Origin of the sequence: Paenibacillus oceani (assembly GCF_014705615.1) — a bacterium.
Lineage (GTDB): Bacteria > Bacillota > Bacilli > Paenibacillales > NBRC-103111 > Paenibacillus_AB > Paenibacillus_AB oceani.
Map to the genome: position 1 here is coordinate 1 of NZ_JACXJA010000036.1, position 16591 is coordinate 16591.

A 16591-nucleotide genomic window follows, 5' to 3' on the forward strand; every position below is an offset into this window, starting at 1 on the left:
GGCATTCCTACTGTATATGGAATAAAGCTTGTGCATCTTTTCACACCTTAAAAATCTAAAAAATCTGTCTTGACTTCTTGTGCCACCATAATAGGTCGTCCGATTTAGTTTTGTGACATAGTTCTTTTCTCCCTTTACTAATTCAATATATCGTTTGTCGAAGAGAGATTCATATTTGCGAATAAGATCTTCCGACTCGAATGCCACTTGTATTTTATTGCTTGGGACAGATAAAGCGGAAAAAGAAGCAGGTACATTGTTCTCAAGAAGAAATCTATCAATTATAGGTCTTTTATTGATGAGTTCTTCATACGAATTATTTACCGTATAAAAGTTCAATCTGGATCTGTCAGGAGCTTCGTGTAAAAAAGCATCAGTTAAAGTATCTATCTTTTCATTAGGCACTAATCCAATAAATAGCTTATTTTTTTCATGATCATAATACATCCCTCCGAACGATTCCTTATCAATTGTTGCAGCCACTGTTTTGGCTTTATTAATAATGGATTTTCTTTTTTTAATTTCTTCAAACTCCGCCTCAGTAAGATGCACACCGAGGTACTTTAATGCTTGGGGACTATACTTCTCCTCTACAATTATTCCTTTTACATTGGCTTCATCCACTTCTAAAAAGAAATTTTTCTTGAATCGCATGGTGTTTTCTACCGCCTCTAGATCTTTTTCCGTTAACGCAGCAGGTGTCGTATCTTGTGGATTAGACTTCTCTGAGAATACTAAACTACCTTGTGACATGATAGCACCTGTAAGCAACAAAACTGCCGAAATCCTGAAAATGTTTCTTCTCAATATAATTACCTCCTACTTTGTTATATTATGGTATTTAACCACAACTAAAAAATACCATATTCTAGGTTTAATGTAAATGTGCTATAATTAATTATACAAAAAGTAGAAATGAGGTGGCTTATGAGAAAAGCAATACTGATATTCTCTCTTGTTACACTGTCAATGCTTTCAACCCAAAATTCAGCCGAAACTTCTAACGTTATTGAAACTACGTTATTTCCTGCTGATGTCACCGTTAATAACAAACAGCTGACATTTTCAACGACAAGTCCTATGTTAAACTATGGAGGAAAAGCCTACTTGCCGGTAAGAGATTTATTTGAACAAGCCGGAGGAATCGTCAGCTATGACGAAAAAAATAGGACAATCAAAATCAACACCCCTACGTATGAACATAAAAAATCAGAGATCAGCTCCATGAGTAGTCAGGGAGTCTACTCACTTTATATCCATTCCGGCAAAAAGAGTTATAAATATGGCGAACTAATAGATGTATGGGGGACATTCCTTTATACGGGAGAAGAAGATGCTGTTATCGGTCACGGTTCCCCGCTCCTTACGTTTGGCATTGAAGACTCGCAAGGCAATTTGGGGTCAGACCGGAACGATCTATACTTCTTTGAAGAAATGATAACAAAAAAAACGATGTACACCTCCGCTTTTTCATGGGATCTTATTAAAGGATTAAACTACATTAGAAGCGGTATTGAAGATCCGGCATTGTTTGAAGCCAACTTCAAAAACCCCTGGTATTTAGAAAAAGGCCGGTACACAATTCATGTAAAGTTCGGGAACTCGATAGATGGAAAGCCTTTGGATTTAACGAGTAATCTGGTAATTCATGTAGAATGATTGGAGTCCAGCCGGCAGCGTGGATCCTGAACTATTGTCAGACACTCGACTCGGAATAAAAGCAACGAATACTCCACTATCATCAAAACTAGCAGCTCTCAGAGGGAACATCCTTCATGCATGCGTGTACGATAAGTGATGTTTGCAGCGCTTATTTCCTCGAAATCTTCTATTTTGGACGCAATAAGAGATGTTTGGAGTGCTTAAATGCTCGGTTTGGACGGTCTGCAGCCAAAAAAGCTAGTTTTAGAAGTCGCAAACATCTCTTATTTGCCCCCATATGCACAGTATCAGAAAATTAAGAGCTGATAACAGCTCTTATTTCTAGGGATGTGTTACAGATATCCTCATTCAACTCCCAGCAGCATGCAGTAATCCGATTTTCAGCTTAAACAGTTGCCCCTCCTCACCCATGTCGGATACATTCGGACATGGGTTGCAGCTCCGATTTAGGGAAGCTTTTCGTTTGAACACAATTCCGTAAGCGGACTGAAAACCGGTCTTTCCTTTAAAATGCTGGATCTCCTCCTCTCGGCCCGCGTCACATCCGCTCCTCTGTCCTGCAAAAAAGTCTTTTCCGCGCCTCGTGCCACTCCCTGCGTGTGATGTCCGGTCAATCGGTGGCCGTTCCACTCTGTGCAGGAAAAAATTAGTTTTTTGTCTGTTCCCTCTTTGATCTTTTCCCTCCTCCTCCTGGCCCGCGTCACATCCGCTTCTCCGTCCTGCAAGAAAACGTCTTTTCCGCACCACGTGCCACATCCTGCGTGTGATGCTCGGTCAATCGGCGGCTGTTCCACCTTGTGCGGTTAAAAAATATTAGTTTTTTGCCTGTTCCCCCTTTTCAAGCTTCCACTTGTCTGATAACCTGATAATAAGAACAGTAAAAAAACATTGGAGCTCGTCCATTTGTCTGTTTTAACCAGTTCATAACGTTTCAGAACGGTACCAGTTACGAGACTATTTGAAAGCGAGGCAACCAGCCTTATGAAAGTGTCGTTATTTATTACGTGTCTGGCCGACATGATGTACCCCGAAGTTGGCGAAAGCGTTGTCAGACTGCTCCACAAATACGGGTGCGAGGTGGATTTCCCCGAGCTTCAGACTTGCTGCGGGCAGCCGGCGTTCAACAGCGGCTATCAGGACGAAGCGCGCGTCGTCGCCCGGCAATGGATCAGCGCCTTCGAGCATAGCGATTACGTCGTCTCCCCATCCGGCTCCTGCACCGGGATGATTCATCATTATTACCCGGACTTGTTCCGTGACGAGCCGGAATGGAAAGCGAAGGCCGAGGCGATTATCGCCAAAACGTACGAGTTTTCGCAATTTCTCGTGAAGGTGCTCGGGGTTACCGATGTGGGGGCGTCCTTCGCCGGTAAAGTGACGTATCACCCTTCTTGTCATGCGATGAGACTGCTTGGCATCCGTTCCGAACCGGGACAACTAATGGAGCACGTGCGCGGGATGGAGCTTGTCGATCTGCCCCACTGCGAAGACTGCTGCGGATTCGGCGGTACGTTCGCGGTCAAGATGGCGGACATGTCCGAAGCCATGGTATGCGAGAAAGCGAAAAACGTCCTGGCGACCGGCGCCGAAGTACTCGTCGGCACGGATATGGGCTGTCTGATGAATATCGACGGGCGGCTTAATAAGGAAGGCAAGCCGGTACGCGTAATGCATCTGGCTCAACTGCTGGAGCAAGGAGGAACGGCCCGATGAGTGGAACGGCACAGCACAACGAACAAGCGGACGAATTGGCCAAAATCGGCAGCGGTTTAAAAAAGCGGACCGAAATCGCACTGGGCGACGAATTTCTGCGCAAGGCGGTCGCGTTTACGACAGATAAGCTGAAGACGGGACGTCTGAAAGCGATGGACGATTTCGGGGACTGGGAGATGTGGCGCGAACGAGGCCGGGCGATCCGCGAGCATGTCGTGTCGCACCTGGATTACTATTTGACCCAATTCTCGGACAATGTCGTCAAAACCGGCGGCCATGTGCATTTTTGCCGGAGCGGGGAAGATGCCGTCCGGACGTTTCTCGATATCGCCCGGAAAGCGGAAGCGAAGCTGGTCGCCAAAGGCAAGTCGATGGTGTCCGAAGAAATTCATCTGAACCACCGGCTCGAGGAGATCGGCATCGAAGCGGTCGAAACCGATCTGGGCGAGTACATCCTGCAGCTCGCGAAAGAAACGCCGTCCCACTTGATCATCCCGGCTATTCATAAAAACAAGCAGCAAATCGCCGACCTGTTCTCCGATCATTCCGGGGAGAAGTTCCCGGCGGAGACGAAGCCGCTCGCCGATTATGCCCGCCACAAGCTGCGGAATATTTTTCTGGAGGCCGACATCGGACTGACCGGCTGCAACTTCGGCATAGCCGAGAGCGGTACCGTTACGCTGGTATCCAACGAGGGCAACGCGCGGATGGTATCGACGATCCCGAAAATCCACGTTGTCGTCATGGGGATGGAACGGCTCGTTCCAACGTTCGCCGACGTTGAAGTGATGCTGAATCTGCTGGCCCGGAGTGCCACAGGGCAAAAGCTCACCACTTACACCTCGTTCGTCACCGGCCCGAGGAGAGAAGGCGATCTGGACGGACCGGAGGAACTGCACGTTCTCGTGCTAGACAACGGGCGGTCGTCCCAGCTCGGCGACCCGCAGTTTCAGGAAGTGCTGCACTGCATCCGCTGCGCGGCCTGCCTGAACGTATGTCCCGTCTACAAACACGTCGGCGGTCATACGTACGGCTCTGTATACAGCGGACCGATCGGAGCGGTGCTGACTCCGCTGCTGCAGCAGGACTACAAGGAAGCCGGCGAGTTGTCGTACGCGTCCAGCTTGTGCGGAGCGTGCTACGAGGCGTGCCCGGTCAAAATTCCGCTCCACGATATGCTGGTCCAGCTGAGGCACCGCAAAGTGAAGCTGAAAATGACCCCGGTCGCAGAGCGAATCGCCTTCAAAACGTACGCCACGACTTTTGGCAACATCACGTTATACAAAATGGCCGGCAAAGCCGCGTATTGGATGCAGCAGCCGCTCCTTCGCGAAGGGTCGATCCGCCGGGCGCCCGGTCCGTTGGCGGGCTGGACGCAGTCGCGTTTCCTGCGCATGAAGTCGAAGCAGTCGTTCCGCGACCGATGGGCGCAGCTGCAGCAGGAGATGAGCCGTACGCCAAACCGGCCGGAAGCATCGGGTGGAGCCGGATCGAACGGGCAAGTCCCGTCGAATCCGTCGCAATCGTCGCAGCCGGGCGGCACCAGCAAAGAGGAGGGACGAACATGAGCCAAGCCGATAACCATTCGCATACGGGCCCAGGTGCAGCCGGAACGATCTCCGGCCGAGAAGATTTCATGCGCAATATCGCCAGCAAGCTCGGGCGCTCCGCGCCGATGACAACACCGCCCGAGCGGCTCGTCACGGGCGTGCCGGAGCCGTACGCGGCGCGGCGCACTACGGTGCAGGAGCGGATCGACCAGTTCTCGGCGAACTGGTCGGCGCTCACCGGCACCGTCTGGACCGCGCGCGCGGCGGATGCGGCCGATGCCGTGCCCGCATGTGCGCGGCGCGTCTGCGCGGAGCGCGGCATCGATCGGGTGTCCCGCTGGGATCACCCCGATCTTGCCGCGCTGCCGCTGGACGACGCGCTGGCCGCGGATGGCATCGCCGTCGTGCCGTGGCGCGCCGATGGCGCAGCTGACGCCGACGCCGAAACAGGCGCGGCTCCCGGCAGCGCATGGATTGCGCGCAGCCCGCTGCTGCGCGCGACCGAGCGGTGCCGGCTCGGCATCGTGTGGGCCGATTACGCGATCGCGAACACCGGCACGCTCGTGCTGCTGGCGCACGGTGGACGCGGCCGTTCCGTCAGTCTGCTGACGGACACGCTACTCGCCGTCGTCCCTGCCGACCGGATCGTTACACGAATGGGCGAAGCGTTCGAAGCGATCCGCCGCGATTATCCGGAAGCAGCCGCCATGCCGTCGTCGATCAACCTGATTACCGGTCCGAGCCGCAGCGCCGACATCGAGAACGATCTGACGATCGGCATTCACGGCCCGGGCAGCGTGTACGCCGTCATTCTCGAAACCTAACCGGAAAGGAAATGAACGAACCTATGAAATTGGTAACGATTCAAACGGAAACGGGCCCGCAGCTCGGAATAGCGACAAACGAAGGCATTCTGCAGCTCGATAAAGCACTCGGCTTGCTGCCGGACTCGGCAGTGCCCCGTACAACGGAGGAGGCGATCGCAGGCGGCACGACCGCGATCGGGAAGCTGTCCGCCTATGCTGCCCGGCTGTCTGAACAGCCCGCCGAAACGAAAGCGGCCGTATGGGCTGCACCTTCCGATCTCGTCTTCGGTCCCTGCGTGCCGAATCCGGGCAAAATCATATGCGTCGGCCTGAACTACCGCAAGCATGCGGAAGAGACGAACGCCCCGATCCCGCAATACCCGATCTTGTTCAACAAGTTCAACAATACGCTGAACGGACACCTGGGCGACGTTCCATTGCCGAAAGTATCGTCCAAAGTCGATTACGAGGCGGAACTGGTCATCGTCATCGGATCGCCTGCCAAATACGTATCCAAAGAAGCGGCGCTGAACCATGTATTCGGCTACTGCGCGGTCAACGACGTATCCGCCCGCGATTTGCAACTGCGGACCCAGCAATGGCTGCTTGGCAAAAGCTGCGACGGCTTCAGCCCGCTCGGCCCTTATCTGGTGACGGCCGACGAGGTCGGTGACCCGAATCAACTGGAGATCAAGCTGACGCTTAACGGTGAGGTGCGTCAGCATTCCAATACGTCGGATATGATCTTCTACGTCGACGAAATCGTCAGCTACATCTCGCAGCATATGACGCTGCACCCCGGTGACATCATTCTGACCGGAACTCCGGAAGGTGTCGTGCTCGGACTGCCCGAAGACCAGCAAGTATGGCTCAAGGACGGAGACGTCGTAACCGTCGAGATCGAGAGGCTCGGAACGCTGACCAACCGGTTCGTGAACGAAGCTTGATGGAGAGCAAGCCCGCCCCTAAAAAAAAGGGCGGGCTTATTCTTTAAATCGGCCGAGCAATATAAGAAATTAGGGGCCATATGGGAACAACTCGACCTCCAACGCTGTCGATAAAGTTTCTAGCGGGCTAGCGGATTAGTGGTTTAGCGGTTCAATGGTTTAATGGTTAAATGGTTAAATGGTTAGCCGTTTAGTGGTTTAGTCGTTTAGGTGTTTTGCGGTTTGCGGTTTGCGGGTGCGGGCGCGGTCTAGCGGAAGATTTACTTCCGTTATCTGTTGGGTGGAGCCGGAAATCAGCGTTTAGCGGAACATTTTATTCCTCTATTTCACTCACATCCGCCCCTATCCCCCAAGAAAGCAAAAATAGCGGAAACCATAGTTCCGCTATCCTGTGAAATTCGCGACTTTTGCCGCAATAGCGGAAACCACACTTCCGCTCTTCTGCAAAATGTCGAGTTAAATATTGCCAATCCGAGGTACCCGCTTCGACTCAACAAACAAATAACAGTCATTTGCAGCCTCTATTTACGGCAAAATGGGAAGGCGAATGTGAATAAAGGCGGTTTGTACCTCTTATTTCCAATCGAATGGTTAAGTCAGCACCATTTAGCGAAAATAGAAGCTAAAAACCGCTCTTATTTCCTTGCTCACGCGGGTTTCAGACAAAATAGAAGGTACAAACCGCTCTTATTCGGCGGCTCCTTCCTCATCCTCTCCGCCCACACGACTCCCGGCTCGCGGTGCCGCGTCACACGTCAGCTACCCAAGCTCGTGAAGCCCGGGACCGGTAGTAACTAGTAACCAGCGACTAGCAAACTCTAACCAATAACTAGTAAACCAGCAACCAGTACCAGCAACTTGTAAGTTGTAACTTGTAACTTGCAACCAGTAACCAGTGACCAGTAACTAGCAACAGTAACCAGCACAAGCAGCCAGTAACAACCAGCCAACTACCGTTCTTACAGCGCAGCCGCTGCGCCGACCGCCTTCAGCCAAGCTTTGGCGATCAGAGCGTGGCCGGCGGGCGACGGGTGAACGCCGTCCGGCGCCCAATACGAAGGCGTGGCCGATGTGGACGCCTGAGCGAACAAACCGTCCAGCGGAACGAGCTTCGCGCCGAATTCGCGGGCCAGGTGCCGGACGACGTCGATTTTCGGGTCCAAATCTTCGCGCCACTTTTTCCGGTCCTCCGGTACGGGCAGCACGAACGGCTCGACCATGATGATGCCGGCTCCCAGCTCTTCTTTGGTACGAGTGAGCAATTGGCGATACTCCTTCTCGAATTGCTCCGCGGATGTTTCATCGCCCCGGTCGTAACGTCTCCATGTATCGTTGATGCCGATGTAGATCGACACCCAGGCCGGACGCAGTTCGATGCAGTCGGCGTCCCAGCGGCCGACGAGATCTTTCGCGCGGTTGCCGCTGATTCCCCGGTTCAGAAATCGGACCTGCAGCTCCGGATAAGCGGCCGCGAACAACGCAGCCGTCATCAGCGCATAACCTCTCCCCAGATCGGCGGACGCCTCTTTATTGCGCCCCGCGTCGGTGATGCTGTCTCCCTGAAAAAGTACAGTGTCTCCTTGCTTGATCTGCAGCTCCATCTCGATTGCCCCTCCGCCTTCTCATTTTTTCCGGTATTCATACCCGATAAATCCGCGAAATACGAGCTCGATGTCTTGTCTAAGCTGCTGTACAAACTTGCGATCCGGATTCAGACCGATGAGATTATCCCGACCGGAACCCGAGCGCGAGCAGAAGCAGGACACGCCATCCGGGCATTGAAACGTTCAGCCGCCCCTGATCATTCCAGCAGCCTCTTCCGTTCCTTGTTGGCCCGGGCCAGCATGTCCTTGCTGTAAACCGTAACTTCCCCAGCGGATTCCGCATGAAGGACCGAATACACCGTGATCGTCTCCGGATCGGGGATCGCCGAGGAGAGCAAGCTCCACAGCTCGAAGTAATAACCTGGCTTGCCTTCGATCGCCAGTACAAAACCTTGATTCATCCTGTGACCGCTGAGCACGTCAAACAGCGTTTTCTCGGAGATCTTCAGTTCAGACCCGTTCCACCGGTATGAAGCGGTGTTGGCCTCATTAAGCACCCGGTCTCCCTGAACGAGTGTACGTCTGCCTTCCGCATCCGTCGTTCGTTCGGCTTTATACAAAGCGAACCGGATCTTATCCTTAGACGAGCCTCCGGCAACCGACATGCCGATCCACAAGACAACCGCACTGCACGAGACCGCCAAGAAAGCGAAAATCCATCTTTTCACTCGGTATCCTCCGGTTTGCGTAATGGATGCTTCGGACGAACTTACCCATCCATTTTATTCCACTCGGGACACTTTGTAAATGATGAAAAGGGTCAAAATCATTGCTCCCGCCGATTAAGCGTTTTTACCAAAGACGACCCCTCCGTCGATATACAGCGGGGAGCCCATCATAAATTTCGATTCGTCGGAAGCGAGAAACAACGCGGCGTTCGCCACGTCGGCCGGTCTGCCCAGATCGCCGCTCAGCTGCCGCTTCTTCAGCGATTCGATCGCGGCTTCGGGGTCGTCGTAGGACGTCTTCAAATAGTTCTCGACGAACGGCGTCATAATCGTGCCGGGCAGCAGGGCGTTAATCCGGATGCCGTACGGGGCATAGTCGACCTGCATCGATTTCGTCAGCGACAGCACCGCTCCCTTGGTAGCGGCGTACGAAGCTCTGCGCGCCAGGCCGATCTCGGCGATGCAAGACGACATGTTGATGATTGAGCCGGACTTCTGCTCCATCATAGGAGGAAGCGCATACTTCGAAGCCAGGTAGACGCCCTTGATATTGACGCTCATGACCCGGTCCCAGGCTTCCGGTTCGATTTCGTGCAGCATGCCGACGCCGCTTATGCCGGCGTTGTTGAACAATACGTCGATCCGGCCGTACAACCGTATCGTCTCATCGATCATCCCCTTCGCGGAGGCAGGATCGGTGACGTCCGCGTGCAGCGATACAGCCTGTCCGCCCGCCGCTTCGATAAGTCCGGTCGTCTCCTTGGCTTTCTCGAGATCAATATCCGCGACGACGACGATCGCCTGCTCGCGGCCGAACAGCAGCGCCGTCTCCTGACCGATGCCGGAGCCCGCTCCGGTAATTACACATACTTTCTGATGCAGTCTCATCGTAAGTTCTCCTTCCGTTCCCATAAAAATGCGTTATCCCGATACAAGAATAATATTCGCGTACGGCGTGCAATCTCCTGTCCGGATCACCGCACGGGATTCGGGACATAGCCGTTTAAAGGTAACATGGGGTACGGCCATCATCGCAATCTGCGGAAATTGCCGCTTCAGCAGCTCGTAACGTTCCGGACTCGCCTCGATCATCTCTTCCGTGACGATGATCCGATCGATCACGAACTCTTTGTCCACGGCCGTCAACACATCCACAACCGTCGGGATATCGTCGACCAGCGCCAGATCGAGGCGCTCCGGCCCCGGGGGGACGGGGAAGCCGCGGTCGCATACCGTAAGCATGTCGGTATGACCGGTCTCCGCCAATATGCGGCTAAGCACGGGGTTTAAGATGCCGCCTCGTTTCATCACTTCCTCTCCCCTTCCGATACGGCCAAAACGTGGTTCCGCTGATCCAGCGTAATTTGTTCGCGTAAGGAAGGGAGCGGCCGCTTCAAATAAAACCGCTCCTTGCCATCCACAGCCGTCACCCCTACAAGCTCCCAGCCGTCCAAACCCAGCTCGTTCAGCTTGGCGCTTGTATCGGTATCGCAATATTCCCAGCGGAGCCATCCCGCCATCTTCATTCCTCCATTCGGAACGCGACGACCCGGGCGGGCGCGCCACTGCTGTCCCTGATTTTGACCGGCATTGCGAATACGTGCCAGTTACCTGCCGCGAGCTCCGGTTCGTCCAATTGCAGTCCTTCCGCGACCCAAATATCCGCCCCGAGCAGCAGCCGATGCGTCTCCCGGTTCTCGTCCCCCGTGCCGCCGATGCTGAAATGATCAATGCCGACCCCGCGGACTTGATGCCGGACCAGTAGACGGGCCGCCTCGTTCGAGACGTAAGGAGAGCCGAATACCCATTCCTTCGACCAGCTTCTTTTCTCTCCCCAACCTGTATACAGAAGCACAACGGTCTCCTCGTTCATCCGCTCCGTATACGGCTCCAGATCCGCCGCCGTAATCGGCTCTCCCGACTGCTTTCCGTTCAGCGGAATGAACAGCGCCGGGCCTTGAAACTCGTCAACCGGGTACTGGTCCAGCGTTTTGGAGAAATCGCCCAGATGCGCCGGCGCGTCCATATGCGTACCCGAGTGCAAGTTCATCGTAAGTTTTTCCAGCGTCCAGCCGTCCCGCGCGCCGATTAGCAAGTACTCCAACTTCGGCGGCTCGAACTCGGGGAGAACCGGGCTGTTATGGTACAGCTCCTGCGACAAATCCACCATTTTACCGATTCGCATAGCGCTGCCTCCTTTAACGGTCCATATGGTCGTCTGGCTGCGCAGCTTTTACGGTAAGACCGCCGTCCACCATCAGCAAATGCCCGTTCACCTGCATCGCTTCATCCGAGGCGAGGAAAACGACCGCATCGCCGATCTGTCTGGCCGTCCCGAGCCGTTTCATCGGATTCGCCTCCACCTCTTTACGCCGGATTTCCGGGTCGGCCAAAAAGTCGGTGCACATATCCGTGTCGACCGTGCTCGGCCCGACTGCATTAACGTTGATGTTATACCGGCCAAGCTCGATAGCCATGCCTTTCGTCAACATGTGCGCCGCCGCTTTGGACGACTGGTAATGCGGAATGACCGGACTGGTCACCATCAGGCTGGCGGTCGACAGCACGTTGACGATTTTGCCGTAACGTCTCTCGGTCATACCGGCCGCCGCCCGCTGGGAGCACAAAAAGATCGATTTGACGTTCGTATTATACGTGCGGTCCCACGTTTCTTCCTTGATTTTCAAAAACGGCTCGAACGGAGCGATCCCGGCGTTGTTGACCAAAATATCGACGTGCCCCAGCTCGTTCTCGATCTGATCGAACATGGCCTCCACCTGTTCCTTGACACCTACGTCCGCCCGGACGACCATCGCTTTGACGCCGAGCGTCTCGGCCTGCTCCTTCACCTTCTCGGCCAGTTCACGCGACCGTTCCGATGTATAATTCACAGCGACATTCGCGCCTTCCTCCGCCAGCCGGATGACGACCGCCTCGCCGATGCCGCGGCTTCCTCCCGTTACCAGCGCGACTTTGTTACTCAATCGTTTCATTTGAACGCTTCCTCTCCGTTGTCTGGATACCCTGCCCGGTGCCGGCGTCAGCCTACAAGCTAGGACCGATCCGGTTAATGCTGAACTCGATATGTCCGAGAATTTCTGCCTTCGTCAGTTTCCCGTCGCTAATCTCGCGGATTTCCTGCCATATCCGTTCTCCCGCCTCTTCGAGCACAAGCGTGCCGCTTAACATATCGCTCACATCGACGTCCATATTGTCAGTCATCCGATCGTACATTTTTTTGTTGCCAGTAATTTTAATGACCGGAATTACAGCCGACCCGGTCGGCGTTCCGCGGCCGGTCGTAAAGCAGACGATGTGCGCGCCGCCCGCCGCCATACCGGATACGCATTCGATATCGTTGCCGGGAGAATCCATAAAGTACAGGCCGCCCTGCGGAATCGTCTCGGCATACTCGATAACGCCTTCGATCGGCGCGGTGCCGCATTTGGATATGCAGCCAAGCGACTTCTCCTCGATCGTCGACAGCCCACCGGCAATATTGCCCGGACTCGGGTTGCCGCCGCGCATATCGGCGCCCATCCGCTCCACTTCTTTCTCGAAACGGTCAACGATGTGATATAGCTTCTCCGACACGTCCGATGTCCGGCAGCGTCCGGCGAGTACATGCTCGGCGCCAATAATCTCCGTCGTTTCGCCGATGACGACCGTTCCGCCCTCCTGGATCAGGCTGTCAGCAGCCGCACCGAGCGCCGGATTGGAAGCCAGCCCCGACGTCGCGTCGGAGCCGCCGCACTTGACGCCGAGTTTCAGCTCGCTTAGCGGAATCGCCGTCTTCTCCATCTCATCCAGCTGCCCCCGCATACGCCGCGCCAGCTCGGTGCCGTGCTGGATCGCCTTGACGGAGCCCCCCACAGATTGGATGTCGTACACTTCGACAGGTTTACCGGTAACCTTAATCGCTTCGGCCAACTCCACCGGATCGATCACTTCACAGCCGAGGCTGATAATGATGACGCCCCCGACATTCGGATTTTTGCCTGTGCCCGCCAGCACGTCGAACGTCCGCTGCTTATCCGCCCCGATCTGGCTGCAGCCGTGCTGATGCGGAATCGCCACCGTTTCCGGCACAAGCTGGGTAATGCGGCTGCACACTTGGTTGGCGCATATTACAGTTGGGATGATCAACAAATGATTGCGAATACCGGCCTCTCCGTTCGGCCTGCGATATCCGAGAAATGTGTTTCCGCTCATATCGATTCCGCTCCCTTCGCCTTGTCCCCGCGTCCGCGGATGCCTTCGAGATTGTGCACATGCACATGGGCGCCCTTCGGAATCGCTGTCGTCGCCTGTCCGATGACTTCGCCGTATTTGCGTACTTTCGCGCCTGCTTCGATATCCATTATCGCGATCTTATGACCAAACGGAATCGGCTCTGAAGCGGTAAGCGCTTCCTTTCCGCCCGGCACCATATAATAAAGCGTCTCTCCGGCTGTTATGTCCCTTATTGCGGTCGCCACATGATCCGAAGCGTCCATGACGAGCGCATCGGCTCCAGCCTGAATGTGTCCTGCCATCGTCCCGACATCCTTTCGTTTTCAATTAAGTTTATCGATAACCCCAATCTAACAAGGTTTTCACTTGCTGTCAATCGTTTTGTTCCTGTACAATGTGAATAACCCAATCACACCGATTTATCGGTAACTTCATGCTGCGAAGGAAGAGAACCGTTGGTCACCATATATGATATTGCCAAGCAAGCGAATGTGTCCGCCATGACCGTATCCAAAGTCATTAACAATACCGGTAAAATCAGCGAGAAAACCCGGAGCCGCATCAAAAAGATTATGGAAGAAATGAACTACGTGCCCAACTCGATGGCGCGCAGTCTCGTGCTGCAAGAAACGAAGATGCTGTCTCTGCTCATCCCGGACATCACGAATCCTTTCTTTACGACACTGGCCCGCGGCGCCGAGGATGCCGCCATGCGGCTCGGCTACAAGCTGCTGTTCGGCAACAGCGACGAAAGTCTGACGAAGGAAAAAGAATACGTTGACATGATTTTATCGACGCGGGTGGACGGCGTGCTGTTCTCCGCAGCTTCCGATCTGTCCGGTCCGCATCTGCAGACGCTCCGCCTGCACCGGATTCCGTTCGTTCTGCTCGACCGAGCCGTTCCCGGCCACGAATGCGACACCGTCACGGGCGACAGCCGGGAAGGAGCGCGCAAGCTCGTCGAGCATCTGATCTCGCTCGGCCACCGCCGCATCGCGCTCGTGAACGGCTCGCTGGCCGTATCGACCGCCAGAGACCGGCTGGCCGGATACAACGATGCATTGAAGCTTAACGATATTGCCGTCGACGACACACTGCTGCTGGAGTCGAACTACAAACATTTCGAGGACGGACCGCTGCTGCGCTCAATGCTGGAGCTGCCCGATCCCCCGACCGCCGTGTTCGCGGGCAACAACTTCCTCGCCGTCGGCCTCATCCGCAAGCTGCTCGAGCTGGGTGTCCGGGTACCGGAGCAAATGTCCGTCGTCTGCTTCGACGACCTGGGAGCGTCGGTCATCGATCCATTTTTTACGGTCGCCTCGCAGCCCGCTTACCAGTTCGGGGCGATGGGCATCCAGCTTCTGGTCGACCGGATCAAGGGCGCGACTACGCCGGAATGGAAAAAAATCGTGCTGCCTTCCGAGCTCGTCGTCAGAAGCTCATCCGCCCCGCCGCCTGCCGAATAAGCAAGCAAGAAAGCCGTCCGGTATTGATTGATGCCGGGCGGTTCTTTGGCGTGCAAGCCTATCCGTTGATGCGTGGAAGCAAGGGATGGGTCCCTACGATCCAGCCGCCCGTGGATGAGGTGGTGTTGGGTACACGCACTCCGGCTTCAGATCAGACCCGTAACTAGCTTTCTTCGAACTGACCTGTTCAGATGCGCCGAATACGTAAAAAGTAAGTACGGGCTCTTTCACAATTTAAGAGTCTCTGGCATCCTCTATTTCCGGCCTTTTCGAGAAATTCATGCAAATAGAGGCGGTTTGTAATCCTTATTTCAATCAAACGGGTGGGATTGCGCCCTATTCGCCGATTTTTAGAGCCTCAAACCGCTCTTATTTCCCCAGCCAAGCGGTTATTGAACAAAATAAAGGCTGCAAACCGCTCTTATCCACTTTATCCGGCTCCTTCCCGAATCGGGATAAAACCGCCTCTCTCGATCGCGTGGCCGCCCGCTTCGCTTTGGAGCCATTCCAGCATCCGGGACGCCGGGCTGTCCTGCGGCTCATCTTCGCGCGTAACCGCGTACAGGACGGCCGTATACGGGTACGTCCCCGCGCGGATCGTCTCCTTACTGGCCGCAACGCCGTTCACCGCGACAAACTTGACGCTCTCCCTCTTGTGCATCTCGCTGGCAAAATAATAAAACGAATAGCCGAGCGCATTTTTTGCGTTGGAGTAGGCCGCCACCGTATCGATCAGGCCGCCCATGCCGGTTATTTTGCGTTCTTTCGGCGCTTCCGCCAAATGGCCTCCTTGCATCACCTTGGACTCCATATACGTCTGGCTGCCGGAGTTCGGCTCCCGCTGATAAGCGACGATCGCATCGTCCGCTCCCCCAACCTCGCTCCAATTTGCAGCTTGGCCCGCATAGATGTCGCGGATTTGCTGCACGGTCAGGCTGTCGACCGGATTGTCCCGGTGGACAAGGAAAATAAACGCATCCTTGCCGATCGGGGTTAGCTTCATCCGAACCCCTCTGGATTCGGCCAAACGGCGCTCCTCCTCCGAAGGACCGGCCGCGAGGATCAGGTCCGCTTTCTTGTCAATCAGATTCAGATAGGCGTTATGCGTCGTATGAAAATGAACGAACAGCTCTGTCTGCGGCCGGTTCATGCCGGTCAGCCGGTGGGCCAGTTCCCTCCCCAGCGGAATGGCGGCAGTCGCGCCGTCCACCTTCGGGTAGGTCTGAACGGTAAAGGGATACGTCCGCGGCAGCAGCAAACCAACCGCCAGTACGGCCGCAAGCACAGCCGGGACGGAGAGCAGCCCGAGGATCACCTTCCATAAGCCCGCCCGGTTCCGCTGCAAATAAACGAGCAGGATAGCGCAGCACGCGGCGAATAGACCCGGAGCCGCTGCCGCGGCAAGTCCGATATATTTGACGGAAAAGGCAGGAACATAATGACGGATATGTTCGATCAGAGGCGACGCCCAATAAGCGTACACCCAATAGAGAAACCATTCGGAGCCCTCCATGCCGTCCATCGGCCCTTCGCTGATGCGATAAGCGGCGTACCAGATGACCGGGCCCAGCAAAGTCATCGGTATCGTGCAGCCATATACAAACAGCGGTCTTCTTCGGCTAAAGGCTGCCAGCATCATACCGGCCGTACCGAACAACAGTGCTGCCGCAAATCCGTATATCAGCTTAAGCGACCATAAGCCCGTGTCGTTTAACCGGTCCGTTTCGATCCGGGAAAAGGCACCGTTTTCAATGACGGCGGCCAGAAGTACAGTCAGCACGAAGTAAAAGATTCCGTATAAAATACTCATTCCCGCCGCATCCGCCAGCTTGCCCGCAAAACCTTCCCGCTTCCGGGGAGCCGGCGGCAGCGGCGCTACGGAACCTTTCTCCTCCACTGTTGTCATGGACATCGCCCCATTTCTCAGCCTTAAGCGCTCAGT

17 protein-coding genes are annotated in these 16591 nt (G+C 54.8%); 6 read left to right on the top strand and 11 right to left on the bottom strand.

What is annotated here, in order from left to right; translation table 11 throughout:
• The coding region (locus IDH45_RS23540) for a hypothetical protein (RefSeq protein WP_190930585.1) at positions 1 to 807 on the bottom strand (807 nt) is incomplete at its 3' end.
• Positions 808 to 927: 120 nt separating this feature from the next.
• Here IDH45_RS23540 and IDH45_RS23545 point away from each other — a divergent pair.
• From IDH45_RS23545 to IDH45_RS23565, 5 genes are all read left to right on the top strand, one after another.
• A complete protein-coding gene (locus tag IDH45_RS23545; protein ID WP_190930586.1) occupies positions 928 to 1659 on the top strand; it encodes a stalk domain-containing protein in 732 nt (243 codons plus the stop codon).
• Positions 1660 to 2643: 984 nt separating this feature from the next.
• A complete protein-coding gene (locus tag IDH45_RS23550) occupies positions 2644 to 3375 on the top strand; it encodes a (Fe-S)-binding protein (RefSeq protein WP_190930587.1) in 732 nt (243 codons plus the stop codon).
• Positions 3372 to 4943, top strand: coding sequence for a LutB/LldF family L-lactate oxidation iron-sulfur protein (locus IDH45_RS23555; RefSeq protein ID WP_190930588.1), 1572 nt, complete (start codon positions 3372 to 3374; stop codon positions 4941 to 4943). The genes IDH45_RS23550 and IDH45_RS23555 overlap by 4 nt, the downstream gene beginning before the upstream one ends.
• Entirely contained in the window at positions 4940 to 5749 is an 810-nt protein-coding gene (locus IDH45_RS23560; protein WP_190930589.1) for a LutC/YkgG family protein, read from the top strand. The genes IDH45_RS23555 and IDH45_RS23560 overlap by 4 nt, the downstream gene beginning before the upstream one ends.
• 23 nt (positions 5750 to 5772) lie before the next feature.
• Positions 5773 to 6678, top strand: coding sequence for a fumarylacetoacetate hydrolase family protein (locus IDH45_RS23565; protein ID WP_190930590.1), 906 nt, complete (start codon positions 5773 to 5775; stop codon positions 6676 to 6678).
• 959 nt (positions 6679 to 7637) lie between these two features.
• Here the strand turns inward: IDH45_RS23565 and IDH45_RS23570 are convergent.
• The 9 genes from IDH45_RS23570 to IDH45_RS23610 form a co-directional block, all read right to left on the bottom strand.
• Entirely contained in the window at positions 7638 to 8279 is a 642-nt protein-coding gene (locus IDH45_RS23570) for an SGNH/GDSL hydrolase family protein (protein WP_190930591.1), read from the bottom strand.
• A 200-nt stretch (positions 8280 to 8479) separates the two neighbouring features.
• Positions 8480 to 8950, bottom strand: a complete 471-nt coding sequence (locus tag IDH45_RS23575; RefSeq protein ID WP_190930592.1) for a hypothetical protein — start codon at positions 8948 to 8950, stop codon at positions 8480 to 8482.
• Between the two features lie 114 nt (positions 8951 to 9064).
• Positions 9065 to 9838, bottom strand: a complete 774-nt coding sequence (locus tag IDH45_RS23580) for an SDR family NAD(P)-dependent oxidoreductase (RefSeq protein ID WP_190930593.1) — start codon at positions 9836 to 9838, stop codon at positions 9065 to 9067.
• A 33-nt stretch (positions 9839 to 9871) separates the two neighbouring features.
• On the bottom strand, positions 9872 to 10258 hold the full coding sequence (gene rbsD, locus IDH45_RS23585; protein ID WP_190930594.1) for a D-ribose pyranase: 387 nt from the start codon (positions 10256 to 10258) through the stop codon (positions 9872 to 9874).
• On the bottom strand, positions 10258 to 10470 hold the full coding sequence (locus IDH45_RS23590; RefSeq protein WP_190930595.1) for a hypothetical protein: 213 nt from the start codon (positions 10468 to 10470) through the stop codon (positions 10258 to 10260). The genes rbsD and IDH45_RS23590 overlap by 1 nt, the downstream gene beginning before the upstream one ends.
• A gap of 2 nt (positions 10471 to 10472) precedes the next feature.
• On the bottom strand, positions 10473 to 11135 hold the full coding sequence (locus IDH45_RS23595) for a cyclase family protein (RefSeq protein WP_190930596.1): 663 nt from the start codon (positions 11133 to 11135) through the stop codon (positions 10473 to 10475).
• A 13-nt stretch (positions 11136 to 11148) separates the two neighbouring features.
• Positions 11149 to 11943 (bottom strand): SDR family NAD(P)-dependent oxidoreductase, encoded by a 795-nt coding sequence (locus IDH45_RS23600; protein WP_190930597.1) that lies wholly within the window; start codon positions 11941 to 11943, stop codon positions 11149 to 11151.
• 52 nt (positions 11944 to 11995) lie between these two features.
• The gene (locus IDH45_RS23605; RefSeq protein ID WP_190930598.1) at positions 11996 to 13162 is read right to left on the bottom strand and encodes a UxaA family hydrolase; all 1167 of its coding nucleotides are present in this window, start codon (positions 13160 to 13162) and stop codon (positions 11996 to 11998) included.
• Positions 13159 to 13485 (bottom strand): UxaA family hydrolase, encoded by a 327-nt coding sequence (locus IDH45_RS23610; protein WP_190930599.1) that lies wholly within the window; start codon positions 13483 to 13485, stop codon positions 13159 to 13161. Before IDH45_RS23610 ends, IDH45_RS23605 begins: the two co-directional genes overlap by 4 nt.
• Positions 13486 to 13638: 153 nt before the next feature.
• On the opposite strand from IDH45_RS23610, the gene IDH45_RS23615 reads away from it, so the two are divergent.
• Positions 13639 to 14649: a LacI family DNA-binding transcriptional regulator gene (locus tag IDH45_RS23615; RefSeq protein WP_190930600.1), complete on the top strand. Its 1011-nt coding sequence runs from the start codon at positions 13639 to 13641 to the stop codon at positions 14647 to 14649.
• Between the two features lie 430 nt (positions 14650 to 15079).
• On the opposite strand, the gene IDH45_RS23620 is transcribed toward IDH45_RS23615, so the two are convergent.
• Positions 15080 to 16555, bottom strand: a complete 1476-nt coding sequence (locus tag IDH45_RS23620) for a PstS family phosphate ABC transporter substrate-binding protein (RefSeq protein WP_190930601.1) — start codon at positions 16553 to 16555, stop codon at positions 15080 to 15082.
• Between the last annotated feature and the right edge of the window lie 36 nt (positions 16556 to 16591).